This window comes from Cellulosilyticum sp. I15G10I2 (assembly GCF_900095725.1).
Lineage (GTDB): Bacteria > Bacillota > Clostridia > Lachnospirales > Cellulosilyticaceae > FMMP01.
Genome location: NZ_FMMP01000006.1, coordinates 1042055 through 1062575 on the forward strand (window position 1 = coordinate 1042055; position 20521 = coordinate 1062575).

Here is a 20521-nt window from a genome sequence, read left to right on the forward strand (position 1 = left end):
ATTATAACAACTCATTCTACTTTTAAAAGTTAAATTTGTACAATGTTTAAATTAATAAATTTTAATGATCACGATCATTTCATAACTATATTCCCCAGAGCCTAATAGATCTATAAGTATTAGTAAGATAAGTAGCGCAAAGATTTAAAAAGTCTCTGATGCTTTTTAATTTGATCAGAGTTCCCAATGACACACTGAGTATTTCGTTTTGCAAATTCATTAAATAAAGCTGCAAAATGTTGAATATCTTTTGGCTCTGCAGCAAGAATCTCTTCTCTTGCTTTTTGTAATTCACTTTGTGTTATGCCGCAAAGATACGAAGTTAATGCCCTTTCGCTTCTTTGTTCCATACTTAAAGCACAATCCAGGCCTCCTATAGTTCCAACAATATACCTATGCAGTGCCGCATCATCCAATGAGAGATTGCTTAAAAATGGGCCAATCCCCTCATAGATTGCCAAAGTCTCTATAAGATGAGGATCACAATAAGAACATATTACCATATTCCCGTCTAATCCCAGGCTAAGTTCGCATCCATACGCGCCTCCTTGCAAACGTATTTTATCCCATAGATAGGTGCTTTCTAAAATATTACATATGACTTGCAGTACACCATGAGATGCATAACCTTCTTTTTTATAATTAAAGCCTTTCGCTACAGTATATAAGCTGCCCATCGTCACAAATCCCTCATTTTTAACGACAGGGGTAAGTGCGTACTGGTATTTTTTTATATGCTCACTTTTTAGCCCATTAATCAGTGCTTCAATAGATGCTTTAATAAACTTAAAGTCTTTCTGCTCTGCAGTTATGCTCATAGTCATATTCGTTTTACTAAAAACCGTCTGAAATACTTGGCTAAGCTTAGCCCTAAGCAAATCAAAATTATTATCAAAATCGTTATAGATTGTGCACAGAAAATCATAGTATGCGATGCCCGCTACTATGTCTTCGTACATGCCAGCATGTGAACAATACGAATAAATTCTCTTTATAGCTGTATATTCTGGGTTGCTATTAAAACTTCTTTCCATTTCATATTTAATCGATCCTAATATCTCTTTTATTTTAGACTGCTCCATAAATATTGTATTATTTAAAATTTCATGCATAAGTTCTACGAAATTTGGAAGTTTTTCTTTGAGCAGCTTTGCGGAAATTTTAAATAGCGGCCTATAATGGCTAGTGTCCTTTATATCTGAATAAGCATTTATTTGACAGCCCATTCCTCCAACACAACTATTAATGGCATGGTCAAGCTCAAGATAATTATAATGCTTTGTTCCAACGTATGTAAGCAAGCTTGCTAAAACACCTAAATAAGGAATATCTTCCTCATTGACTCCTGTTGTATCAAATAATAAATGCATATAAATAATATCTTTTGAAGCATCAGGGTTAAACAGCACACTTACTCCATTTAGCATTTGTTCTTGTATAATAAACGCTTCAGTTTTTGGTGAAATGTCACTTAGTGTCAGTACTGGCAGCATTTTAAGAGCTTCTTTAGAGTTCACTTTGTTTTGCATCTTATCTAATGCATTATTTATGCTTATAAGTTCTTCGAGTCCCTCTCTGCCTAAACCTTTTTTATAGATTTTAAGGTTTTTAGCAAGCTTTTTATCTATTTCTTTTTTAAGTACTTTAGACGGTTCTAAAAGCACCAAAACACGATGGGTGTTTTCTATAAAATATTTTTTAATTAATGCTTCAAAGTAGCCTTGATATGCTTTTTCTTTTATCTTCTTTAATAAATCATCGTAAAAAAGATGTATAAATGGCTCACCACCATACAAAAAACTATTTTGTATCTTTTCGCTATACATCACGCCTCTAGGTTCAAAGGAATCATCAGCTTCTTTAAGTGCAAATTCAATACTATTAATGGAAGCTTCTATTAGCTTAGGATCTATGCCATAACTAACAAGCTGATGAAGCACCTCAAAAACAGTTTGCTCAAATTCATTCTTATTATCAACCGACGTCCCTTTTAATGTTATTGAAAATACAGGCTGCTGCTTACAAGTATCATAGCCTGCTTCTGTAAGACTTTTCCCAAGTTCCTTATTTACAATCAGTGCTTCAACTAGGGGCGATGCGGAGCTTTTTAGAAGTATCTGTTCAAGGATTTCAAAGGCTAATCTTAGTTCAGCATCTTGTGATGTTCCTATTACAAAGCTAAGTACCAAAAACACTGCTTCAGATAGATCTATCTTATCATCCGCCTGATAACTTGCATGGACAGACGCCGGTGTATGCAGTCTTTGTTGCAGTGGAATCTGGACTGTATCTGCTTTTTTATCAAAATGCATTAAATAGTGTTCATCTAAAAACTTTAATTGATCTAAAATCGGTATATCTCCATAAAGATAAATACATGCATGTGAGGGGTGATAATACTTTTCATAAAAAGCTATATAATCCTCATAGTTAAATTGAACAATTTCTTCTGGTACCCCTCCTGCATCATAACGATATATAGTATTCGGAAAAAGGGCTTGATGAATAGTATGTTCTAAAATAGTTGCAGGATCATCATACTCTCCTAACATCTCGTTATAGACTACCCCATTATAGTTTATTGCCTCTCTTTTATTTCGTATTTCATAGTGCCATCCTTCCTGCCTAAAAAGATTTGGCCATGCCTCCAGTAAAGGATCAAAAATTAAATCTGTATAGACTTCCACTAGATTTTTAAAATCTTTATCATTTTTACTTGCACAATAATACATTGTCATATCCTGATAAGTACATGCATTAAGTGCAGTACATAAAGAACTATTTTGAAGTTCTATAAATGTGTCTTTAAGCGGATATTTTTTTGAAGAACAGCATAGCACATGCTCTATAATATGTGCTGCGCCGCTATTATCCTCCGGTGGGGTCTTAAAGGTAATGGTAAAAACTTTATGATCGTCTTTATTTAGAATATGAATAAGTTCAGTCCCGCTTTTTTGATGCTTAAACACCCTTGCTACGCCTTCTAATTCGCAAATTTTCTTTTCTTCTGTTAATTTAAAACCGCTATAGACCTCTCCCAATTGCAATTTCATAATTTACCCTTTCTTATGCCTTTATTATCTCATACATCCTATTTATCTCCCGCTTACTTAATAACCCTTATATGATACAAACTTTATATAATATATTGAATCTGCTTATTTGGAAATAAATCTTGAAGCTCATCTTCGAAAAACCTTTTAATTTCTGCAAGTTCTTCCTTGGTATACACATATTTCCCATAGCCAAATTGTCCGTATTTAAACTTCCTTTCTTCTTCCTCCATAGGCAAGGTTGTTTCCGGGAAAATCTTCAAAATAATATTTTTAGCTTTGATTGTAAAGCGATGTGAAATAACTTCAAACTCAACAGGCTTATCTAAATCCGGTGGCAGTGTACCTTTTAAATATATCAACAACTCTTTATATTCTTTCTGCCACCCCTCATAAAGCAAAACTGGCGCTATGATAAATCCTATAGGATATCCTTTCTGAGCAAGTTTTGCAGCAGCCTCTATTCTTATTTTAGCTGATGTTGTAAAATGTTCATAGCTTTTTATAACCCGCTGTGTATTTAAACTGAATCTTATGGTTGTATGCCCGTTATGCTTTGCATCTAATAAACTTTCAATATCATTGTATTTTGTAACAAACCTAAATCTTCCAAATTCTCGCTGACCAAAGTACTCTATTGTTTTTTTAAGAATATGGGTATACGGTTCTACTGGAATAGGATCTGAAGTCGCGGCGCCTTCAAAAAAAGTGATCTCGGGGCTTCTTTCTTGGATATATCTTTCTGTCTGACTAAGTATTTCTTCAATATTAACATAGATTCTAACAAAAGGTTTATCTCCAAGCTGTGTATTTAAATAACAATATTCACACTGCCCCATGCACCCGCTTACAAGAGGAAGCTGGTAATGCGCTGAAGGTTTACAGCTTTGAAATTTCATACCCTTTTTAACGCCCACTACTAATATCTTTTTACCAGCTCGATATTTTTCATACATATTTTCACCAGGTATTAAACTTCCTATTTTATTAGAAGATACTTCCACTATTTTAATATCTGGCTTTTTTTTGAAATTTTCATAAATTTGACTTCCAAGTGTATAGTCTAATGCTGTTTTTTCAAAAACAACTGTATTTGGAACAAACATACTATCTCTCCCTCCTTATTTTTTATTAGTTTTAACCAATATGATGCATTTTATAATAAATGAATTATAGCTAATATATAACTGCCTTCTATAGTATAAGTATTGACAATGCTACTTTTTAAATTATAATTATTCTTAAATGATACATATTATTTTAAAAGGAGAAACTTATATGAATAAACAATTTAATATTACTTCTGATTTGTTTTGGGTTGGTGCACTAGACCCCAATCTTAAGATATTTGATATTATTATGGAAACAGAATTCGGTACAACATACAATAGTTATGTACTTAAAGGAACTAATGGCATTGCAATATTTGAAACTGTTAAAGATAAATTCTTTGATGAATATTTAGAAAAATTAAAAACTGTTGTTGATCCTTCAGCTATTAACTATATCATTGTCAACCATACAGAACCTGATCATGTAGGCTCTGTTGCCCGACTCTTAGATTATTCTAAAGATGCTACTGTGGTGGGTAGCGCACAAGCTATCAAGTTTTTAAATCAAATCGTTAATGCGCCTTTTAAAAGTCACATTGCTAAAGAAACCGAAACGCTGTCTTTAGGCAATAAAACACTTCGTTTTATCAGTGCGCCTTTTCTCCATTGGCCTGATACAATCTATACTTATATCGAAGAAGATAAAGTACTTATAACCTGCGATTCATTTGGCGCACATTACTGTGATGAAAAGCTTCTTAAAAGTGCTTTGCCTGCTGAAAAAGAAGAAGATTTTCTATCTGCTTATAAATATTACTTTGATATGATCATGGGTCCTTTTAAACCTTTTGTTTTAAGTGCACTTGATAAGATTAAAGACTTAGAACTAGCATATATTTGTCCTGGTCATGGTATGATTCTTGATGCATCCAATATGAATAAATATATCGAACTTTACCGCACATGGGCTACCCCTCAAAAACGTGATATTCCCAGCATCGTTATTGGGTATGTTTCGGCTTACGGCTACACCGCTCAGCTCGCACAGCAGATTAAGGCAGGTATTGAATCAACAGCTCATAATGTAGATGTTTTATTTTACGACTTGCAAGATTCTGATTTAAAAACCGTATGCACTGAAATAACAAGCAGTTCTGGCTTTTTACTAGGTTCTCCTACGATCGCTGCCGATACGCTTCCTCAAATCTGGCAGGTTCTTTCTTCATTAAATCCTTATATCCATAAAGGTATTAAAGCAAGTTGTTTTGGTTCTTATGGTTGGAGCGGAGAAGCTGTTAAAAATATTCAGCAAAGGCTTACTCAGCTTAGACTCGCTATACCTGTTGAACCTCTTAGTGTTTTATTTAAACCAAGTGAAACTGACCTTGAAACTGCATTTGATTTTGGCGTTCAATTTGCAAATAAAGTGCTTTAAACTAAAAAAATGCTGGGAAAATCTTTAGATTTTCCCAGCATTTTTTTAGTTTAAAACCGCTAAACATTAGACCTATATAACCTAATCTTAATAACCGCTAAATGCATCTATCTCCTCTACCAAAATCTTTTTATTAGAGATATTAATTGCATACGTATCAAACGAACCTTCTTTTATTTGCTTAAATGCCTCGATATAAATATGACTCATATCTTCCGCCTTTATATCTTCTCTTGTATAAACATTGCCTTCTGGCTGCAAATAGCGCATGATTTTAATACCCCAGCTATTATCAACCGTATAAACCTCTTTTAAAATACGCTCAATCATCAGTTTAGCACTGCCATATACTGTTGATTGTGCACCATTATCACCATAAAAGCCTTCTGAAGAACTAAACACCATTTTTTTAATATTATATTCACTCATCACTTCACACAACATGAGCGTACTTGTCAGATTCGTATGATAATATTTTATTGGCTGATCTTTACATTGTCCTGTTGACTTAACGCCTGCAAAATGAATAACCCCTTCTATTTCATTTTCTTTAAAAATACGTTCTACAATCTCTTTGTGTGCAAGATCCATAGCATAGAGTTTAAAATCTTTACCACTCTTTTCACGAATTTGTGCTAAAGTCTCTGGATTAGAATTTAAAAAATTATCTACTATTACAACCTCGTATCCTTCTTTTAAAAGTTCAATACATACATGCGATCCTGTATATCCTGCTCCACCTGTAATTAGAATAGCCATTTTATCATTCCTTCCTCAGTCTCTTATATAATACTTAAGTACATTTTATTATATACCAAATTTAAATAAAATGTAAAATATTTCACACTATTAAAAGTATATTTTTCAAACTTCAAATTATTTTGCTATAATAAATACCTTTTAACTGCATAAAATAAATTAACATCCCTTTAATCTTAAAGGATAAGAACGGAGGATAATCGTGGATTATATAAGAGATATAGGCGAATTTAATTCTGCCCTCACTTTAAGTCAAGATCTCTTAAACAGAGAATATTTGAAACAACTTAAATCTATGCCCATACTATCAATAAGTGATATGAATGATAAATGCGCCATAAGACTTATTAAATTAAACAATATCTCCGAGACTTATTCTGATAACCTTTTAGACCGAGTGATGCCTGCTTTAAATGCACTGCATCATTTAAAAGTATCGATTGGCTATATTGTGCAAATAACACCCACTCGTGTGAATACTTATTTAGCCATTAAAAGTGCATATGACATAAATACTGCACTTAAAATTATACAAAACACCTTGTCTGCTAAACATTCTGATATGCTCATTAAAGTACTTGATGAAAAATTCTCCTGTAAGATCTTAAATCAAAGCTTATTTGACATCACTAAACTCACCAGTCTATCTTCAGTAACCCTAAATACTGATACATTTTCTACGCTCACAGATCTTACATCTTCTAAGCTTAAATCACTTCTTTGCGCTATGTATAATGAAACTTTTACTATCCTGTTTTTAGCCATACCTACTGAGCAAACACATATAAACGATAGAATCTACCAACTGGAAAACTTATTTACTTTATTAGATTCTTTTAAAGAAACTACTTTTACCTACAATAAAACATTTACAGACAGTTGTACAAATAATAAGAGTGATACAAAATATAAAAGTGCTTTACATACCGATACTAAAACAGATAAAAAAGAAACTTTAAAAAGATGTACACTCCGAAGCTTAGATTCACTTATTTTGAATATGAAGGTTGATGATAATTTTAATTACATTATTAATTCTCAGCCTAGCAAAGAAGAAGAGCTCAAAAACATATGCACCACTTCTGATACGCAAACAGATACTGTCCATAACACCTTCACAGATCTAACAAGCAATAGCGAAACGACCTCAAAAGCTAACAATTCTACCTACTCTTTCAAGGGGGAAAATAAAACAGCTATGGCGCTTCTCAAAAAGGCAGATGCTTGTCTCACTAAACTCTATAACCTCCAGCACTTACCTACATTTAATCTAGGTATCTATTTTTCATCACCTCATGCTTATACGACACTTAGAGCTACCTTTACTTATCTTGATCTCCTAAAAAATAATAAGTCATGTTTCCAAGATTATTACGTCAATACTTGGGATAAAGAAGAAAGTAGCTTTAGTGCAATATTATCATATCTTCCCAGGCTTTCCCACCCTTCTTTTATAAGAGGTCGCAACCGTGTGCCTTTAAGCCCCACTGCATTTTTAGATCATCAAAGTCTAGCCAAACTTATTTGTATCCCTACAAGTACCTCCCTAGATTAAGCCACTATGAACATTTATGCATCTCCTTTTAAACGAGGGTTAATATTTATCTGATTGCTAAAATAAGTAAAAATATTAGCCCTCAACGTTTAAATCCTTTTCTTTTTAGTTTTCCCCATTCATCTGTTTTCCATAATATCTTCAAACAGCCTCCTACCCGCCAAAAGCTAAACAATTGTCTTGGCCCAAAGTTTTCAATGAAAGCATAGAAAATCAAACTCATAATATCTTTGGTCTGGTAATATTTAATATCTTTCTCAGCGATCAAAATAGAGGAGAGCGAGACAAGAATACCTAAGAGTATGGTTGCAATAAAAAGAAGTAGAATAATCTCAATATTTAAGAGACCTAAAAACAACGCCAAAAAAACCATTAGATAACCTTGTACTTCTATAAAAGGCCCTAATATTTCAAAAATAAAATAATAAGGCATTGCAAAAAACCCTATGTGCCCGTATCGTAGGTTAAAAAGCATACTTCTATGAAAAATAATTGTATCAATCAGTCCTCTATGCCACCGATATCTTTGATTCTTAAGGCTTTTAATATCTTCTGGTACTTCTGTAAAACAATTGGCATGATAAGCATATCCTATTTTATAATGAAGCCCCATTTCTCTCATCAAACGATTAATGCGTACTACAAGCTCCATGTCTTCTCCTACTGTATCCTTCTCATATTTACCGCTACTAGTTAGGTATCCTCCAACACCCATTACACGCTCTTTACGAAAAAGTCCAAATGCCCCAGATATAATCAACAGGCTGCCTGCATAGGCCCAGCCGAGTCTCCCTGCCATAAAGGCTCGCATATATTCGATTGTCTGAAATCTCACTAACTTATTTTTAGATATACCTAATTTTGTAATTGCACCTTGTTTAATGGTGGAGCCATTAACAGGAATAATATTACCTCCTAATGCGGGCATTTCAACCCCTACATCCAATTGCATAGCAGCAAGTTTAAGCAAAGCTTCTTTATCAAGTAAAGAATCAGAGTCTATACCACAAAAATACTCCTTCTGAGAAATATTAATCCCGACATTGAGGGCATCTGCTTTACCTCCACCCTCTTTATCAATAACGAGAAGATTGGGCATCGCATCATTGCGATAGATACCACGTACCAATTTTGTAGCGAGCTTATATTCAAATATATAATCCACCCGCTTAAGTTTGAAAGTGTTGATGAGCAGTTCCAGTGTACCATCTGTTGAGCCATCGTTAATAACAAGAAGCTCATAATCAGGATATTTAAGATTTAGCAGTGAGTGGATACTTTCTACAATTGTTTTTTCCTCATTAAAAGCAGGCGCAATAACAGATATTGCAGGGAGCATATTCTCTTTAAACAAAAATGATTGCTCTTTGAGCTGCCATAGCTTGGATTGTTTCCTCACATTAAAAAATGACAATACAAGGAGAATTAAATAAACTATATTAATGCTTGTTGCATAAAATGCAATATAATAATTAAAGTCAATGATATACCGATACAGCTGCTCTATATAGGGTCTTTCAAAAAGCACAGCATAATATCTTATACTATAAATTACAGGGAATATCCCTACCGCAACAAAGATAAGTATATATATCCCCACAATAAGCCTCATATCTTTCTTTTTATGGTTATTCAGCCGTATATATTGAGGTTTTTTAAGACCACATTTTTTTATAAGATGCTCATTTAAGTAAGGACTTAATGCTTGTGCCAGATTATCGTCTTCAGTTAATACTTGTTTAATAAGCTTTAAAAGCTGATTTTCTAAATCTATATTTTTATTTCTATTTAAAAAGTCGACAATCTCACTTGTTCTTCCCAGGCGGATCAGCTGCGTAATAATCTGCTCAGCTGATTCATTTGACCTAGTTATCAACTTCATGATAAAATACTCTATTTTAAGTGATAGAACTTGAGCTAATTGCTCTTTAACTTGAAGCGACTTCGCTTCATTAAATGCTTGAACAATCATTTGAATATAGTCAGGCTTCACCTCAATGATTTTCGCTATAACATGTACTGCTGTTCTTGCTACTGCTTTATCTTGAAGAAACCCTAGAAGTCTCTCAACATTTTCTCGTGAAAGTGTATAAGCTAGCGCCTCTACCGCAATATTTCTTAATTTAGGATCTGCATGTAAGAGATACTTTTCTTGATCCAGTTCTTTAGGGTAAATGTGTGCCATTACGCTTGCTGCTTGATAAGCTAGTTCACAGCATATTGCTCTTGATTGTAGTGGTTCAGATTTTAAAAGATCCGATTTGCTATCTCCATAATTTATAAATAAATGTAAGTATTCCTTAAGATCAGCAGAAAAATATTTTTTAGCAAAATCTATAATTAATTCCTTTACTTCAATTGCTTCATTATAAATAAGATGCGGTAAGTAATCATGGAAAGCTTCGCCAAAGTTTCCTATTAACACATTGACACGTTTGCGGTACCACCTATGTGCACCTATAAGCGTTTCAACCAATACTGGGATCGATCTTGCATCTTGCATCTCAGATAAAATATTGACAAAATAAAGTTTTACGGGGTAGTCTTTTTCAACCCAAACAGCCTTTTCAAGTGTCTCGCGTGCATAGTCTGAAGCAATCAGCCCCAATTTGGCTGCCGCCTGCATTCTTTTTAGTTTTGAGATAGATCTTATATCCTTAACAACTTTTTTCTGATTTATTTCTAAACCAAAATAATTTTTTAGTTTATTTTGGTGTTTTTTATCCAATATAACAGACTGTGTTATCTTTCTATAGCTTTCAATAAGTTTCTTTATTTCCGAACTTAGTTTTTCTCCGATAATAAGTCGAATGAGTTCATGCTGATATTTTCTCCCTCGTCTTACCTTTTTGATATTATGTGATCTATTCATAAATAATACAACAATTATTATGCCGTCCATAAACATGAGTATTAATATAATTATCAGATAAATCATTAGACTTCCCTTCATCTTCCTGCTCTCCTTTTTATACTTAGTTTAATAACACCAAGCAGTTCTGATAGCATAAAGGGCTTCTTAAAATAATGCGCTATATCGAGTGCTATAGCACGTTCTAAAGTAATTTCATTTTTAAGATGTGAGACAATAATAAATGGAATATCTTGAGTTTTCGTGTTTATAAGTAATTCTTGCCTGACTAAAAATGCATCTTTTTGAGGAAGCATTAACTCAGTAATAATAACGTTCGGCAGTTCGCTTTCTGCAACTTTAAGTACTGTCTCGCCATCACTTACTATAATAACCTCATATCTTAGGTTTTCAAGAAGCGTTTTTAAAAGATCAAGATTTACATCATCTGTATCTGCAATGAGTATTTTCCCCTCACTTTCCTCATAATCACTGATATCGGAATAAATACACACACTGTTTTTTCCTCCGTTCCTCGCTAATTTAACCCTTAGCATACAAAGTTCATATAACGCTTCTGAAGTATGATCTGCCAAATGATCAGAGCTTATTATCTCTTCATAAAAAGCTATACCTATAGATACTGTAATATTTTCGATATACTTTTCTGAGTCTGCAATCTCAGTGCGTATTTTTTCAGCAAATATAAGGCTTTCTTCTTTAGTTGTATGGGGCAGGTAACAAGCAAAAGCTGCACCCTGAAGCCTAAAAATAAGAATATTCTCATTTTTAAGCTGATTGATAATATAAACTGTATTTTTAAGTGTTTGATTCACCTCCTGATCGCCATACACAAAGCGAATTTTCGCCATGTTATCTAGGTTTAAAACAATAAGTCCCGGATTGAGCCTATCCCCTTCATTTTCTATATTGCTTATCGCCGTCTTTAAATACATCTTAAAAAATTCATAGTTATAAAGTCCTGTTATAGGACATTTTATAAGACTCTCCCTCGTTTCTTTAACACATCTAGAAAGGCTACTATTTATCTTTTTAAGTTCTAAATTTTCTTGTTGAAGTAAGTATACTTTTTCTTCTGCTTGCTTAGTGATTGTACTAAATACAAATGGTAGCGTAAGGTCAAATTCCTTTGTGAGTTTTTGTATTAACGGTTCAATGACAATAAGCCACTCTATTCCTCTTTTTGCAAGTATCTGTTCAAACAGGAGGTGCCATAACCTTTCACCCGTATAATTGTAATCTACTACCTCAAGTGTTTCTTCATCTATTGTCACATCTAATCCTTTAATTGTTTCTATAACTTCTCTATGGCTAAAAATAGCAGCATACCGTTTTAAAACAGAAGTAAAAACATGCATATACCCCCCTGATTTAAGAAGTTCTTTTTTTATAGGCATTAAAAAAAGGCCACACTCTAAATCTCGTAATGCCCGTATATGTTTTTTTATATCAGATGTAATAATCGAACCATGCTGTGGCGCAATTATACTAATATCCATTCTTAAAAAACTTTCCATTACCGGCCCCAGAATGTCATGGGAAGGCATAAAATGCTCGTGGAAAGTTTTCATTTTTTCTATATAGTCAGCCTTAGCAAATAAATCCCATCTATAAGCAAGACATCCAAAAAGATCACTTGAAAATAATATTTTAGAGCTCGTATCATAAGTAGTTATCGCACCTGAAAAATGTAAATAGGGGGTTTGTATAAACTTTAACTCTCGTCCCGATTTCAAAGTTAGTTTAAAATCATTCTCATTTACAATATAGTAATCTGATTTTATCCCATAATATTTTACAAGTGCCTGAGTTTTCCAATGTGTTACAAGTGTAAAATGAGCCCCTTTTTGTTCAAATAACGGCACACTCGAACAGAAGTCTGGGTCTTGATGATGAAGTATTAAGTATTTAATTTTTTCTAGGGGAATAATGCTGAGAATATTAGTATAAATAGCCTCAAAATTTAAAACTGATCCTGGATCAATGAGTACCCCTTCTTCCCCATCAACTATTAAATATGGATTACCATGCAATCCCCCGTTTTGATCATAATTTCCTACCCAGTATATACCTGTCTCAATTTCAATTGTACATGGTCCATCCATCTTTAGTTCGCTCCTCTCCTCTATTTATACTGATCATCAGTTGACAGTGTAAATCTTTCTTACCACTAGGAATTGGATTTATAAAATTCTATTATTCTCATTTTATCCATAATACGTGACAATATACTTTTTATAGCTAAACTATCCTTAGACTGATCTTAATTAAAAAGCAGCTCTTACTAAGAAAAAGACTGACTAAAAAGTATATACTTTTTAGTCAGTCTTTTTCTTAGTAATTCTTTACCATCATTTCAAAATATGCTTTAGGGTGATCACATACTGGACATTTTTCAGCCGCTTTATCACCTGTATGAACATATCCACAATTTCTGCACTGCCACACAACTTTTTCATCTTTTACAAAGACTTTATCTTCATTTACATTTTTAAGAAGATTTAAATATCTTTCTTCATGCTCTTTTTCTATTTTTGCAACAGCTTCAAAAAGATAAGCAATTTTAGTAAATCCCTCTTCCTTAGCTTCTTTTGCAAAAGTTGCATACATATCAGTCCACTCATAATGTTCACCGGCAGCAGCAGCTTCTAAGTTCTCAGCAGTTGATCCAATACCATCATGTAAAAGTTTATACCAAATTTTAGCGTGCTCTTTTTCATTATTAGCTGTTTCTTCAAAAAGTTTTGCTATTTGTTCAAAACCTTCTTTTTTAGCCTTTGAAGCAAAATATGTATATTTATTTCTTGCTTGTGATTCTCCTGCAAATGCCGCCATTAAGTTTGCTTCTGTTTTTGTACCTTTTAAATTACTCATCTTATTACACTCCTTTATAATTTTTTAGAAAATATCTGATTTCCATAACCCATGCAAATTGCAATATGCAAAAGCTGTTACGGGCTTATCATCAGAAAGTTGAAATGTTACGCGAGGATTTTCTCCTATGGCCAGCGCTTTACGCTGCCCACCTTTTTCAGTTTGAAGATAAACCCAAGCAATATGATGCTCTTCTAGCATAGGATGTGCTACACTGCCAATTTCAACAGTTACCGTATTGTCTTGTACAGTTACAACTGGAATATGTTTTTCAGTTGATGCTTCCACTGTATTAGCTGTAAGCTCTTGCATTTTCTCTCCACAACAGACCATACTTACGCCTGCATCTTTGATCATACCTACTAGATTCTTACAATGATTACAGATAAAAAATTTTTGTTGGTCACACATAATAATCCCTCCTAGAATCACTTTTAAATTTTAGGTAAATAGCCATTACTAATAATGACTATTAATTAAAATTTTATATTATAGAATAAAATTTGTCAATTATTTCATGAAAACTCTTTTATTAAATACGCCTATATTAACGCCCTTGTCATTATATGAAATAAATATTCCGTATAGACTAATTTTTAGATACTTAATACATATTTTATCTAATATGTAACATGCCTCGTATATTCGACATATTTTAGTAGAGAGAAACTTTTCTTAATATTGATCTGTTTATTATTTTTATGGCATAATAAGTTTATTAATAGGGGTTGAATTATAGATGAATAACTATCATGTACCACTCAATTCTGTACATCCAGGAGAAAAATGCAAAGTTACAAAACTTATTGCCAATGGGCTTATAAGAAGGAGAATGTTAGATTTAGGTATCATTCATGATACTATAATAGAGCCATTACAAAAAAGCCCATCTGGTGATCCGATCGCTTATCTTATTAGAGGTGCTGTTATTGCTCTGCGTGCTGAGGTAGCCTCAATGATCTTAGTAAAAACACTTGAAAAATAGATACTATCTATTGATCTTTTAAGAATTAGCCTTTTATATAAGTATGCAACCCTGGGGTTTATAGCAATAAAAAAGTTAGTTAAGACCATCTCTTGATCCCTTAACTAACTTTTTTTATATCAACTTTATTTTATTCATGCTATTTATTGTGTCTTATCAGTTTCATATAGAGATTTCCATCTTTTTTTTCTACAGTAGCTTCATCAATCATAGCACCCACTAAAGTAAGCTCTTCATCATAATCTGTTTCGCCTGTAAGCTGCCAATAATATTCTTCAATCTCCCATTGCCTTTGAATATTAAGCGTTTCTCGCAATTGATTGATATACACCTCATCAAAATGTGTTCTATAATCTATAATTTCAATAATCGTTTGATGCGGTTCTCTTTTTATTTTAAAGTCAACTTCATTTGTATCCTTTTTTAAAAATAATGTTGCAAGTTCATCCACAATTCTAGATATCTTTTTTGTCTCATGTCGCATACTACATCTCTCCCTTTTTAAACGCATCAATAATAGGTATTAAAAAGCCTGCTACCAAGCCTCCTGAAAAGCCGTTATTATAAAGATTAATGCCTCCATGTACGACTCCAATATTGGTAACTAATGCTAAGTGAAGCATTCCAGCTAATATACCTATTTTAACACCATATGTTCCAGCTATTGGAGCAATAGTAGTTGAAAACAATACCGATATAATAATGCCAGTCGCTGATAATTCATGTCCCATTAATATAGCCGCTATAACAACCCCAAATACAATTGGAAAACAGTTCTTTGGATGTTTGCCAAAGGCTGCAAATCCTACTACAGTAAAAATCCCTGCAAGTACTGGTCCATTTACAATGCCCCCAACAACAATCACATACAATAAAGATAGAAGGCCCATCGCCCCCATATTAACAAACGTTACGCCGTATCCTAACTGTTGCGTGAAATCAGTTACAATCCGCCCTCTATATTTAAAAATATCTTTGTATTTACTCAAAACTTCTTTATTGATAATTCTACCTGCAATAATTAAATAAATAAATAGCACTGTCAACACCCCTATAATATAGGCGTTGTACTCTAAGTACAAAATACTGACCGGCATAATTTCTTTTTTAAAGCTTCTAAGAATACTTGTAAAAACAGTCCCTACAATACCAGATGTAAATCCGATATTATAAAGATTAAATCCATCATGAAACCTTAACATATGAGAAGACAGGGGCACGATAATAAATCCTATTAAAACCCCTACTGATATACCTAAAATTAAACCGTAAGGTTTTAGAAAAATCGGCGCAAAACTTATCTCACTGACAATAGGCGCCATCGAAGTACTAAACATAATCGCTAAAAGAATATCTTTCATTGAAATTTTTTGATGGAAGGCATATAAATAGCCACCTAAGTAGATTGGTAAAATGTTGAAAATATTCTTACCAAAAAACGAAAAACCGAGTACCGTCATAAAAGCTGCTATCAAAAGGCCATTTATTTTCATCTTGTAGTGTTTAAGTAGAAATAAATTAATAAAACCAATTAACGCTGAGTTAATAAAAGATGCACCGATCCCACCGATTTCTAAAAAGTCTGTAATTAAAATGGTAGGAGAGGTCATAATGTTCCTCAAACCATGTATTAGCAAAATCCCATCTTCTTTTAAATAGATAGTATTTAATAATCCAAATAATAAGAAGGTAATAGGAAACACTAATAAAATAGATAAGACATGTTCTTTTCTAATTTCTTTTTCTTGTATATTATTCGCTAATATCAACTTTCCACCTCATAAAATAATGTCATCAAAGTACTTTTTATATTTTTTCATTTGCCTCTCTAATAGATTTTTCTTACTTATTATTTTAATTGATTTTATACTTTTTTTCAAGATTCTCCATAATTATTTACATTTCGCCTTTATCTCTTTTATTTTATAATACGGTATTTACCAATGATCGGCAATTCTTTTGCCTTCCCCTGCAAACCATTTATAAGTCCCATAATCACTAAAACCATTATAAAAATTCCAAAAAAAGGCAGTATAATCCACCCAACAAATGGAATAAGTGTAAAAATTATATTGCCTGCTATGCTAACTATAAATAATAAGAGTCCTTGGTTCGCATGAAACTTGCCAAAAGCTGAATCTGGACATACTATAAGTGGTAAGAAGAATATAAAATAGGCTAATCCGGCAATTACTTTATTTTTTTCAATATCCTCTACTTCAAATATATCCTGTATTACTTCCGTTTGATTTGATTTATTTTCTTGCTCACTCATTTTTACCCCTCCTCATAATACTTTCTAATATATATTCATATGAAAAGAATTAAAGATATATTATTGCTTTTGCTCTTCATTTTATAATAATTTAATTTTATTTTTAAAAAACTATAGAACATATGTTCTATGTGTGTTATAATGCACTTATTAACACCAATATATGACATATTATTCCGCCATTCTAGAAATTAATAGCCTTAATAAAATAATCACTACCTATGCAAGGAGGGGCAAGCCGTGAGTGTCGCAGGTAATATTAATGAAGTTTTAAAACAAATACAACTACTTATTAGAATCTATGGCAATGCAACTATACGTGATATTGAAAAATCTATCGCCACTGTAAAAACTAAATAACATCCTCATTGTTAACCTCTTTCGTTATGTAGTCTCTATATATTATAAGTAAGTTATATAGGAAGTACAACGTAAAATATAAAAGTCAGTACATCCTAAACTGAAGTTTGGGATGTACTGACTTTTATATTTTGAGATGCATCCAGCTCATTATGTGATGCACTGCAAACCCATCAAAACTTGAACTGTCTTTATAATGCTTATAGACTAAACTTAGCTCATTATTCATACAGCTTTGACCTTCTTCATAAAAACTAACAAAATCACCTTCGCAAGACTGCTGCGTTTCAACCGCAATAGTAATCATACAGCCATATGCCTTAGCATATTCTATTTCATTACTAACAAGTTTTATAATACCATTTTCTCCCCAAGCTGTATCTCTATATGCCATAATAACAACATACTTTATATGATTTATTATCCACTCTGCTAATATTCCCTCGCCATATTGCGTAGCATAAACTACTTCATCAAACCAAAAGGGGATATCTACAGCTAATTTTAAATTTATGACACTACATCTGTTAGCTGCATCTAGCAGCAACTTCTGATATCTTTCCAAAATCATATTTTTATCTATACAATACGTTAGATTTAAATAAGGCTCAATATCTAAATGTACCCCCTTAAATTTTTCATCTGCCTCTGCATCTTCTTGATACTTAGTAAGCCAATTAAAAAATAAGTTCTGGGACACCTCACCTTTATCAGATACCCATTCTGGTGCTCCTTCTAACGCATGAATCTCGATCCCCTCATTAGATGCTTTTTTTATAAATGACTTATACTGCTCTAGTTCTAAGTCATAATCCACTTGAAGGTATAACTGATTAATATTTTGCTTTAATAAGAAAGCTATAATTTGATCAGGGTTTTGGACAATCTGTTCTGTATGCCATAACCACGTGGCATTCTGCTGGGCTTTTAATAGTTTAGTATTACGCATAGCTGCAGTAATATTTGATGGCATGATTAGGCTAAAACTTAAAATCAAAATAATCCAGCCCTTTAAATGACACATATAGCTTCCTCCTCCTAGAAAAGTTCCTCATCTCCTAGAAGGAGCTTTGGCAACCTGGCAGCCATACAGTCTATTACTGCTTAGGCCCATAGTTTTGCGTCTTTGCCTTTCGGCAAATTTGCCCTTTTCATCACTCAATAATTATGTTTATCAATCATGTTTTAATTTAGTTCATTGTAGTCGCTCCATCACCTTTAAACAATAGCCAATATGTTTAATTTCTTCTTTTTCTAGTACAACGCCTTCCGGCGGTCTTTCTTTAAGCTTAAAAACAATAGCTAATTGCCCTACTTGCTGATAAAATTGAATTCTATTCATGGGGACTTCTTGTCCTATGAGCTCTGACATAATCTCTGCTGTTGCTTCATGTCCAATAGCTGAAATAAACCCTAACTGGTCTATATAGTTCCTAGCGCTCGTCACGTCTATGTCTTTTATTGAGTAAATACCATTGGTCGTTGCAACTGTTCCATTAAATAATACAACAGGTAATTTTATGTCTTCTTTCAATTTATACCTCCTAAATAGATTCTGATTTGATGAGCTTGTCTTTTTGCAGTATATGCTCGAGTACCCATTCAAAAACAAATGCTAAAATATCTTCTATGTATTTTTTAGGATCCTCATCTATTTCATCAAAATTTATTTCCTCGATTTTTTGTATAAAATCATCATGTTCTACTTTCTGACTGAAATATCTATTATACTTAATACTAAGCATATATTCCTCTTCTGTCTTAAAATGAAATTTTGTATACTCACTCAAGTCCTGAATAATACGAATAACCCCATCGTACTTGTCTGTGCAAAAATCATCTCGCAATAAACGATAGGCATCATTCCCTATTTCAAAGAGATGCTTGTGTTGTGCATCAATTATATCTACACCAATTGCATATTCATCTTTCCATACTAACATACTTATTTTACCCCCAATCAATTTTTATAAACACTATTTCTCCTTAATTACTTTAAATATATCATATGTATTCTTATTTGCCAAGAATAGACAATCATTTTGCAATATAGAACAGAGAATTGGGATCATTTTAAATTTTTTTAACTAAGCTGAAAAATAAGCTGAACTATTGCCCACATCCAGCTGTTTAGGCCGCTTCTCATCATTCTCAAAGGTAAGTCTAACAAATTAAACATAATTAAAATAATTAAAATAATATGCCCATATCTTTCATATTGCATATACTTAAAATATTTATCTTCTGGCAAAATAGCACCTAATACCTTGGACCCATCTAATGGTGGTACCGGTATTAAGTTAAAAACGCCCAATCCAATATTAATTATTGTTAAATAGCTGAAAAATCGAAATATATACTGTATACTTAAGCCGGCTTGCCCCCCTGTCACTTTTAAAATGATTCCCATAGCAATAGTAGCGATAAATGCAATGCCAAAATTCATAATGGGGCCTGCCATTGCCACCATAACCATTCCTCTTTTTTTATTTTGATAATAATGCGGATTGACCCTGACGGGTTTGGCCCAACCAAAATGAAAGATTAAAAGACAAAGTGTTCCCATAGGATCTAAATGCTGCAAAGGGTTAAGTGAAAGCCTTCCGTGGTACTTGGGCGTGGGGTCTCCCAATCGATATGACATATAGCCATGCGCAAATTCATGCATAGATATGGCGATTAGTATTGCTGGTATAGTATAAATTAACTCTTTAATAAAATCCATATAACTACGCTCCTTCTCTAGATGCTTATTAACCACTTACTAGTATTATAGACTAAATCCAAGTACAAATACAAATTTAATAACTTAAGGAGCTATTGCTTAAACTAAAAAATAGGCATATAATTTAAGCTGCTACTCTGACTATAATACTTTTAGAAAGGAAAATTTAATTTATGAATTGGTTAAGAAAATGGATGTATGGCAGATATGGTATGGATCAACTTTCAATTGCACTTATAATAGTTTCCTTATGTCTATCTCTTTTATCATCGCTACTAAGTCTCTCTCTTTTATCTTTATTTGCTTACCCAGGTATTATGCTCGCTTATTTTAGGATACTCTCTAAAAACTATTCTAAGCGGCAAAAAGAAAACTTATACTTTTTAAAGTTTTGGACACCCTTAAAAACTAAGTACTCTAAGCAATTAAACCGACTAAAAGATATGAAAACCTACAGATACTATAAATGTGCGGCCTGTGGGCAAACCTTACGGGTACCAAAGGGCCGAGGCAATATTCGTATTATTTGCCCAAAATGTAAAAATGAGTTTAGCAAACGAACGTAGTCTTATTTAT

18 protein-coding genes and 1 riboswitch are annotated in these 20521 nt (G+C 32.8%); of the genes, 4 read left to right on the plus strand and 14 right to left on the minus strand.

The genetic code is table 11. The features are described from left to right. Positions 1 to 119: 119 nt before the first annotated feature. Entirely contained in the window at positions 120 to 3053 is a 2934-nt protein-coding gene (locus BN3326_RS05130) for an insulinase family protein (protein WP_069998023.1), read from the minus strand. 83 nt (positions 3054 to 3136) lie between these two features. Beyond that, a complete protein-coding gene (gene splB, locus BN3326_RS05135; protein ID WP_069998024.1) occupies positions 3137 to 4159 on the minus strand; it encodes a spore photoproduct lyase in 1023 nt (340 codons plus the stop codon). A gap of 172 nt (positions 4160 to 4331) precedes the next feature. Between splB and BN3326_RS05140 the strand changes: the two genes are divergently transcribed. Then, positions 4332 to 5540 carry an FprA family A-type flavoprotein gene (locus BN3326_RS05140; RefSeq protein ID WP_069998025.1) on the plus strand — a complete coding sequence of 403 codons (1209 nt, stop codon included), beginning with the start codon at positions 4332 to 4334 and terminating at the stop codon, positions 5538 to 5540. A gap of 87 nt (positions 5541 to 5627) precedes the next feature. On the opposite strand, the gene BN3326_RS05145 is transcribed toward BN3326_RS05140, so the two are convergent. After that, the gene (locus BN3326_RS05145; protein ID WP_069998026.1) at positions 5628 to 6299 is read right to left on the minus strand and encodes an SDR family NAD(P)-dependent oxidoreductase; all 672 of its coding nucleotides are present in this window, start codon (positions 6297 to 6299) and stop codon (positions 5628 to 5630) included. Positions 6300 to 6501: 202 nt separating this feature from the next. Here BN3326_RS05145 and BN3326_RS05150 point away from each other — a divergent pair, with 202 nt between their 5' ends. Continuing rightward, a complete protein-coding gene (locus BN3326_RS05150) occupies positions 6502 to 7854 on the plus strand; it encodes a hypothetical protein (protein ID WP_069998027.1) in 1353 nt (450 codons plus the stop codon). 82 nt (positions 7855 to 7936) lie between these two features. Here BN3326_RS05150 and BN3326_RS21415 read toward each other — a convergent pair whose 3' ends face one another. The 4 genes from BN3326_RS21415 to BN3326_RS05170 form a co-directional block, all read right to left on the minus strand. Beyond that, on the minus strand, positions 7937 to 10807 hold the full coding sequence (locus BN3326_RS21415) for a glycosyltransferase (RefSeq protein ID WP_083258519.1): 2871 nt from the start codon (positions 10805 to 10807) through the stop codon (positions 7937 to 7939). Beyond that, complete coding sequence (locus BN3326_RS05160) at positions 10804 to 12831, minus strand: oxygen-binding di-iron domain-containing protein (RefSeq protein WP_069998028.1); 2028 nt, start codon at positions 12829 to 12831, stop codon at positions 10804 to 10806. Before BN3326_RS05160 ends, BN3326_RS21415 begins: the two co-directional genes overlap by 4 nt. A 229-nt stretch (positions 12832 to 13060) precedes the next feature. Then, the gene (rbr, locus tag BN3326_RS05165; RefSeq protein WP_069998029.1) at positions 13061 to 13600 is read right to left on the minus strand and encodes a rubrerythrin; all 540 of its coding nucleotides are present in this window, start codon (positions 13598 to 13600) and stop codon (positions 13061 to 13063) included. A 24-nt stretch (positions 13601 to 13624) separates the two neighbouring features. Beyond that, on the minus strand, positions 13625 to 14011 hold the full coding sequence (locus BN3326_RS05170) for a desulfoferrodoxin family protein (RefSeq protein ID WP_069998030.1): 387 nt from the start codon (positions 14009 to 14011) through the stop codon (positions 13625 to 13627). 328 nt (positions 14012 to 14339) lie between these two features. Here BN3326_RS05170 and BN3326_RS05175 point away from each other — a divergent pair, with 328 nt between their 5' ends. Beyond that, the gene (locus BN3326_RS05175) at positions 14340 to 14585 is read left to right on the plus strand and encodes a FeoA family protein (protein WP_069998031.1); all 246 of its coding nucleotides are present in this window, start codon (positions 14340 to 14342) and stop codon (positions 14583 to 14585) included. Positions 14586 to 14724: 139 nt separating this feature from the next. Here BN3326_RS05175 and BN3326_RS05180 read toward each other — a convergent pair whose 3' ends face one another. From BN3326_RS05180 to BN3326_RS05210, 7 genes are all read right to left on the minus strand, one after another. Then, complete coding sequence (locus BN3326_RS05180) at positions 14725 to 15069, minus strand: hypothetical protein (protein ID WP_069998032.1); 345 nt, start codon at positions 15067 to 15069, stop codon at positions 14725 to 14727. Between the two features lies 1 nt (position 15070). Then, positions 15071 to 16354: a DUF1576 domain-containing protein gene (locus BN3326_RS05185; RefSeq protein ID WP_069998033.1), complete on the minus strand. Its 1284-nt coding sequence runs from the start codon at positions 16352 to 16354 to the stop codon at positions 15071 to 15073. A gap of 149 nt (positions 16355 to 16503) precedes the next feature. Further along, the gene (locus BN3326_RS05190; RefSeq protein WP_069998034.1) at positions 16504 to 16860 is read right to left on the minus strand and encodes a DUF4870 domain-containing protein; all 357 of its coding nucleotides are present in this window, start codon (positions 16858 to 16860) and stop codon (positions 16504 to 16506) included. Positions 16861 to 17344: 484 nt separating this feature from the next. After that, the gene (locus tag BN3326_RS05195) at positions 17345 to 18244 is read right to left on the minus strand and encodes a hypothetical protein (protein WP_069998035.1); all 900 of its coding nucleotides are present in this window, start codon (positions 18242 to 18244) and stop codon (positions 17345 to 17347) included. 45 nt (positions 18245 to 18289) lie between these two features. After that, positions 18290 to 18377: riboswitch (cyclic di-GMP riboswitch) on the minus strand. A gap of 38 nt (positions 18378 to 18415) precedes the next feature. Beyond that, a complete protein-coding gene (locus BN3326_RS05200; protein WP_069998036.1) occupies positions 18416 to 18754 on the minus strand; it encodes a YddF family protein in 339 nt (112 codons plus the stop codon). 10 nt (positions 18755 to 18764) lie between these two features. Then, positions 18765 to 19163: a bacteriohemerythrin gene (locus tag BN3326_RS05205; RefSeq protein ID WP_069998037.1), complete on the minus strand. Its 399-nt coding sequence runs from the start codon at positions 19161 to 19163 to the stop codon at positions 18765 to 18767. 140 nt (positions 19164 to 19303) lie between these two features. After that, on the minus strand, positions 19304 to 19945 hold the full coding sequence (locus BN3326_RS05210; protein WP_069998038.1) for a site-2 protease family protein: 642 nt from the start codon (positions 19943 to 19945) through the stop codon (positions 19304 to 19306). Between the two features lie 173 nt (positions 19946 to 20118). Here BN3326_RS05210 and BN3326_RS05215 point away from each other — a divergent pair, with 173 nt between their 5' ends. Further along, positions 20119 to 20511, plus strand: a complete 393-nt coding sequence (locus BN3326_RS05215) for a hypothetical protein (protein ID WP_069998039.1) — start codon at positions 20119 to 20121, stop codon at positions 20509 to 20511. Positions 20512 to 20521 lie beyond the last annotated feature (10 nt).